Below are 5,561 nucleotides of genomic sequence, written 5' to 3'. Positions count from 1 at the left end.
CGGCAGCCCGTCGAGCGCCGCGACCACCTGAGCCGGCAGCACGACCGGCGAGCACACCGCCATCAGGCCGTCACGATCGACGGTGCGGCCGAGCCGGCCGTCGGCGACCTCCTTCACGGTGTCGGTGACCGGCTGGACGCCGACGGTGACGGCGTTGCGCGCGGACGCGACGCGCACGCACTCGGCGATGAACGCCGGCGGTGTCATCGGGCACAGCGGGTCGTGCAGCACCAGCGCACGACCGAGGTCGGCCATGACGTTCCAGGTCACCGTCACGTCGACCAGGTCGACACCGGCCTCGCCCATCGACCAGGCCGCGGCTGCGACCAGCCCCTCGCCGTGGATCAGGTGGTAGGGCAGCGAGCCGCGGTCCTCGTCGACCACGAACCCCATCGGCCGCGCGGCTTCGGCGGTCTCGGCGTCGTACGGCTCGGGTTCCACGGCCCACACGGTATGCCCCTGGAGACGCAACGATGCCCCCGCCCTGACGGGCGGGGGCATCGCGCGATGTCAACTCAGCTGGCGAGGACCTCGTCGAGGATGGTCTCTGCCTTGTCCTCGTTGGTGTGCTCAGCGAGTGCAAGCTCGGAGACCAGGATCTGACGGGCCTTGGCGAGCATCCGCTTCTCGCCCGCGGAGAGGCCGCGGTCGCGCTCACGGCGCCACAGGTCGCGGACAACCTCGGCGACCTTCATGACGTCGCCGCTGTGCAGCTTCTCGAGGTTGGCCTTGTAGCGACGCGACCAGTTGGTCGGCTCCTCGACGTGCTCGGCACGAAGGACACCGAAAACCCGCTCCAGTCCCTCCTTGTCGACGACGTCACGAACTCCGACCAGATCCAGGTTGCAGGCTGGGACCCGAACCACCAGGTCCTGCTGGGCTACGATCCGAAGTACGAGGTACTGCCGTTCCTCTCCCTTGATAGTCCGCATCTCGATGTCCTCGATGACTGCGGCCCCGTGATTGGGGTAAACGACCGTTTCGCCGACGGTGAAAGTCATATGTGATGAACCCCTTCCTAGGCGGCCATCTTATCACGTCTCAGGCCTTCCTCAGAAAGCGTTTGCGCAGGTCAGGACGGCAATCGCCATCTTGACAGACGCTGTTTCGTGTGGTGGGCAACCTCACACCGACCGCCGTTCGGCCACGAATCGGACCGACACTTCCCGGTCCCGGCTGCGCGGCACGGGCGGTTGGTCAATACTGCTCGCCATGGCACAGCAGCGCTGGCGACGACGCCGCTCCGCCGGGGAGGGAGACGCCTCGTTGGAGGACGCCGGGACCACGGTCGACCCGGGCGACGACGTCGACCCCGTCCCGGACCCCGACCCGGATCTTGATTCGGACCTTGATTCGGACCTGGAATCGGGCCTCGAATCGGGCCTCGAATCGGAGCCCGCCCCGGACCCAGCCCCGGCTGGGTTCGAGGAGCAGGTCGACGAGGACGCCGACGGGGACGCCGTCGGGGACGAGGAGGACGCCGACACGGACGACGACGAGGACGCTCCGCAGCGGCCCGCGCCTCGCGGCTTCCTCGGCTCGCGCCAGTGGACCTTCCTGCTCCTGCTCCAGGCGGCCCACGCGAAGCAGGCCGTCCTCACCGCCCTCGCCGTGGGCGGGGTGGCGGCGCTGGCCGACCGCCCGGCCCGCGAGACGGGCATCGTGCTGCTGACCGTGCTGGTCGGCCAGACCATCCTCGGCTGGCACAACGACATCGTCGACCGCGCCCGCGACGATGCTCACGGCACGCCCGGCAAGCCGGTGGCCGACGGCCGCCTCGACGCCGGCGCCGTCTGGTACGCGATCGTCGTGGCCGCGCTGATCCTGGTGCCCTTGTCGATCACGACCGGCATCACGGCCGGCGGGATCTACCTGATCTCGCTCTGCATCGGCTTGCTCGGCAACGTGGTGCTGCGCACCGGCTTCTTCTCGTGGGTGACCTGGGCAGCGTCGTACGCCATGCTCCCCGCCTACGTCTCGTACGGCGGCTGGGGCGGCCAGGCCGTCGGCGAACCCCCGGAGACGGCGATCACGATCCTCGCCGCGCTGCTCGGCATCGGCGTCCACTTCATGCGCGCCGTTTGGGGCCTGGTCGCCGATCATGAGGACGGCTGGACCTACCTGCCGCTCAAGCTGGGGCTGAAGCTCGGCGCGACCCGGCTGCTCGCGCTCTCGACGTTCTACACGTTCGTGATCGTGGCCCTGCTCGCCTACTTCGGTTATCGGGACGGCCTCACCCGATGACCGGGGGCCGATCCGCTGAGCGCTGCGCCGGAGATGCCCACTAGAGTGGCCCCGCTCCTCGTGAGCACCCGTCCTGAGTCCTCAGATCACCTGCGGAGGCCCGCCGAATGCTCCACCGACGCTCGACCGCGACCCTGGTGGCGGCGCTCCTGCCCTTGGCCGCCGCGCTGACGTCCTGCGGCTTCGACTACCCGACCGACCGCGTCAACACCATCGCGGCCGGCGTCAACAACCGGGATGCGTCCGTCGAGGTGCTCGGCGCCCGGGTCGTCGCCTACGCCGACGGGCAGGGCCGACTGATCGGCACCCTGGTCAACAGCGTCAACGACGCCGAGGAGCCGGCGGTGCTCGACGCCGTCCAGGGCGAAGCGGGCTCCGACATCGAGGTCACCGTCAGCGACGTCGAGATCCCCGGCAACGAGCGGGTCAACCTCGCCAGCGACGAGGTCGGCGCGGTGGTCGTGACCGGCGACTTCAGCGCCGGCGACGTGGTCACGCTGACCTACAGCTTCTCCACCGACGAGCTCGTGACGCTCGACGTCCCCGTGGTCAAGCCGTGTGGCCAGTACGCCGACATCACCGCGCCGGAGCTCGAGCCCGAGGCTGCCGAGGAGGAGCCTGCCGAGGCCGAGGACGCCGAGGCGGCCGCCGAGGAGGCCGACGCGACGTACCTCTGCGACCACCCGACCGAGAACGCCGAAGGCGAGGAGGGCGGGCACTGAGCTCGCACCGACCGATGACCTACACCCTCATCCTGCTCCGCCACGGCGAGAGCGAGTGGAACGCGAAGAACCTCTTCACCGGCTGGGTCGACGTGGCCCTGACCGAGAAGGGCCGCGGTGAGGCGGTCCGCGGCGGTGAGCAGCTCGCCGCCGCCGGCCTGCTGCCGACAGTGCTGCACACCAGCCTCCAGCGCCGCGCGATCAACACCGCCGCGCTCGCGCTCGACGCCGCCGACCGCCACTGGATCCCGGTGCGCCGCTCGTGGCGGCTCAACGAGCGCCACTACGGCGCCCTCCAGGGCAAGGACAAGAAGCAGACCCTTGAGCAGTACGGCGAGGAACAGTTCATGCTCTGGCGCCGCTCCTTCGACGTCCCGCCGCCGCCGCTGGCCGACGATGACGAGTTCTCGCAGGTGGGCGAGCCTCGCTACGCGGACCTCGGCGACGAGATGCCGCGCACCGAGTGCCTCAAGGACGTCATCGCCCGTCTGCTCCCCTACTGGGAGGGCGGCATCGTCCCTGACCTCCGGGCCGGCCACACCGTGCTCGTCGCAGCGCACGGCAACAGCCTGCGCGCGATCGTGAAGCACCTCGACGGGATCAGCGACGCCGACATCGCCGGGCTCAACATCCCCACCGGCATGCCGCTGGTCTACGAGCTCGACGAGCAGACGCTCGCCCCGGTCACCAAGGGCGGGCGCTACCTCGACCCCGAGGCAGCCGCCGCCGCAGCAGCCGCCGTCGCCAACCAGGGTCGCTGAGCAGCCGNCGCGACGGCCGCGTCGAAATCCGGTGACGTGCCCGCCGGCGCGAGGAACGAGCGCCCGGCGTCGCGAAGTGAGATTGAGCAAGGCCCGCGGCTGAGCCTGCGAAGCCGCGACGGCCGCGTCGAAATCCGGTGACGTGCCCGCCGGCGCGAGGAACGAGCGCCCGGCGTCGCGAAGTGAGATTGAGCAAGGCCCGCCGCCGAGCTGAGCCCTACTCGGAGCTGAGCGCGGCCGGGTTGTGCCCGGTGACCACGAAGACGACGCGGTTGGCGATCGACACCGCGTGGTCGGCGATCCGCTCGTAGTAGCGGCCGAGCAGGGCGACGTCGACGGCCGCTTCGACGCCGTGGGTCCAGTCGTCGGAGAGCAGCTCGGAGAAGCTGCGGCGGCGCAGGGCGTCCATCTCCTCGTCGGCCTTGCCGAGCGCGATGGCCGCCTCCACGTCCCGGCTCAGGATCACCTCGCAGACCCTGCCCACCATGTCCTTGGCGACCTCCGCCATCCGGCTCATCGTGGGCCGGATCTCGTCGGGGACCGCCACCTCCGGCACCCGGAGCCGGGCGACCTTTGCGACGTGCACCGACAGGTCACCCATCCGCTCGAGCTCGCTGACCATGCGCAGCGCGGCGACCACCGTGCGGAGGTCGCCGGCGACCGGCTGCTGCAGCAGCATCACGCTGAACGCGGCGTCCTCGACCCGTTCCCGGGCGCGGTCGATCTCGATGTCCTCGCTGATGACCTTCTCAGCCAGGGCGGCGTCGCCGGTCATCAGGGCGTCGGTGGCCAGACCGACAGCGGTCTCCACCCGACGGCAGATGCTGCCGAGGTCGTCGAAGATCGAGTCGAGCTGGTCGTGGTAGGCCTCGCGCATGTTCCGAGCGTAGAACGGCCAGTTGTCCATTCGGAGGGTCGCGGTGAACGGGGGGTGAACACTCAGAAGCCCGACGTCCGCGATGCGAGGGGGGCAGGTGGGGTCGCCGTACCATCGCAACGTGGATCCGACGACTCAGGCGCTTCTCGCCGGCGTGCTCGGCTCCCTCGTCGCGGGCGGCGCGTTGCTCGCCTGGCAGATCTCGGACCGCCAGCAGCACCGCCAGCCGCCGGTCGAGGAGCCGACCGTTCCGCCGGGCGTGGCAGCCGTGCTCTCCGTGCTGCGCAGCAGCGCGGTGCTGGTCGACGACCACGACGTCGTGGTGAAGGCGTCGGCGCCGGCCTTCGCGATGGGGTTCGTCCGCGGCACCAGCCTGGTCTCCGACGAGCTCAGCTCACTGGTGCGAGAGGTACGCCGGGACGGGCAGATCCGCGAGACCGAGCTGATCGTCGACCGAGCCTCCGGCCCGCCCCGCAACGTCAGCGCGCGGGTCGCGCCGCTCGGCTCGCGGCTCGTCCTGGCCCTGGTCGAGGACCGCACCCGGGAGCGGCGGATCGAGGCCGTGCGGCGCGACTTCGTCGCCAACGTGAGCCACGAGCTGAAGACCCCGGTCGGCGCGATCAAGCTGCTCGCCGAGGCGGTGCAGGACGCGGCCGACGACCCCGAGGCCGTGCACCGGTTCGCGAGCCGGATGCTCACCGAGAGCGACCGGCTGGCCCACCTGGTCCAGCAGGTCATCGAGCTGTCGCGGCTGCAGGGTGACGAGCCGCTCGAGTCGCCCGAGCCCGTCGACCTCGACGAGGTCATCGCGGTCGCGGTCGACACCAGCTCGATGGACGCCGGCGCCAAGGACATCCAGGTGCTGGTCGAGAGCCAGCCCGGCATCACCGTGCTCGGCAACCACGAGCAGGTCGCGGCAGCCGTGGCCAACCTGGTCGCCAACGCCGTCCACTACTC

7 protein-coding genes are annotated in these 5,561 nt (G+C 70.6%); 4 read left to right on the top strand and 3 right to left on the bottom strand.

Annotated features, from left to right (window positions below; genetic code table 11):
- Both H0488_RS21800 and H0488_RS21795 read right to left on the bottom strand, forming a co-directional pair.
- A partial coding sequence (locus H0488_RS21800; RefSeq protein WP_312856479.1) for a 2-C-methyl-D-erythritol 4-phosphate cytidylyltransferase occupies nucleotides 1-441 on the bottom strand: 441 nt, incomplete at its 3' end.
- A gap of 74 nt (nucleotides 442-515) precedes the next feature.
- Nucleotides 516-1,001: a CarD family transcriptional regulator gene (locus H0488_RS21795; protein WP_183095351.1), complete on the bottom strand. Its 486-nt coding sequence runs from the start codon at nucleotides 999-1,001 to the stop codon at nucleotides 516-518.
- Between the two features lie 211 nt (nucleotides 1,002-1,212).
- On the opposite strand from H0488_RS21795, the gene H0488_RS21790 reads away from it, so the two are divergent.
- The 3 genes from H0488_RS21790 to H0488_RS21780 all read left to right on the top strand — a co-directional run bounded on the left by H0488_RS21790 (nucleotide 1,213) and on the right by H0488_RS21780 (nucleotide 3,727).
- Nucleotides 1,213-2,244, top strand: a complete 1,032-nt coding sequence (locus H0488_RS21790; protein WP_183101309.1) for a UbiA family prenyltransferase — start codon at nucleotides 1,213-1,215, stop codon at nucleotides 2,242-2,244.
- 107 nt (nucleotides 2,245-2,351) lie between these two features.
- Nucleotides 2,352-2,966 carry a hypothetical protein gene (locus tag H0488_RS21785; RefSeq protein ID WP_183101308.1) on the top strand — a complete coding sequence of 205 codons (615 nt, stop codon included), beginning with the start codon at nucleotides 2,352-2,354 and terminating at the stop codon, nucleotides 2,964-2,966.
- 14 nt (nucleotides 2,967-2,980) lie between these two features.
- Nucleotides 2,981-3,727 carry a phosphoglyceromutase gene (locus tag H0488_RS21780; RefSeq protein ID WP_183101307.1) on the top strand — a complete coding sequence of 249 codons (747 nt, stop codon included), beginning with the start codon at nucleotides 2,981-2,983 and terminating at the stop codon, nucleotides 3,725-3,727.
- A 217-nt stretch (nucleotides 3,728-3,944) separates the two neighbouring features.
- On the opposite strand, the gene phoU is transcribed toward H0488_RS21780, so the two are convergent.
- The gene (phoU, locus tag H0488_RS21775; RefSeq protein WP_183101306.1) at nucleotides 3,945-4,604 is read right to left on the bottom strand and encodes a phosphate signaling complex protein PhoU; all 660 of its coding nucleotides are present in this window, start codon (nucleotides 4,602-4,604) and stop codon (nucleotides 3,945-3,947) included.
- A gap of 121 nt (nucleotides 4,605-4,725) precedes the next feature.
- On the opposite strand from phoU, the gene H0488_RS21770 reads away from it, so the two are divergent.
- The coding region (locus tag H0488_RS21770; RefSeq protein WP_183101305.1) for a sensor histidine kinase at nucleotides 4,726-5,561 on the top strand (836 nt) is incomplete at its 3' end.

It is taken from the genome of Nocardioides pelophilus (assembly GCF_014180685.1).
Lineage (GTDB): Bacteria > Actinomycetota > Actinomycetes > Propionibacteriales > Nocardioidaceae > Nocardioides > Nocardioides pelophilus.
This window is presented reverse-complemented; position numbering and strand designations above follow the sequence as displayed.

What these genes read in the sequence shown, in the direction of transcription:
- H0488_RS21780 (WP_183101307.1), top strand. Translation starts at nt 2,981, where the DNA reads ATGACCTACACCCTCATCCTGCTCCGCCACGGCGAGAGCGAGTGGAAC.
- phoU (WP_183101306.1), bottom strand. Translation starts at nt 4,604, where the DNA reads ATGCGCGAGGCCTACCACGACCAGCTCGACTCGATCTTCGACGACCTC.
- H0488_RS21790 (WP_183101309.1), top strand. Translation starts at nt 1,213, where the DNA reads ATGGCACAGCAGCGCTGGCGACGACGCCGCTCCGCCGGGGAGGGAGAC.
- H0488_RS21795 (WP_183095351.1), bottom strand. Translation starts at nt 1,001, where the DNA reads ATGACTTTCACCGTCGGCGAAACGGTCGTTTACCCCAATCACGGGGCC.
- H0488_RS21785 (WP_183101308.1), top strand. Translation starts at nt 2,352, where the DNA reads ATGCTCCACCGACGCTCGACCGCGACCCTGGTGGCGGCGCTCCTGCCC.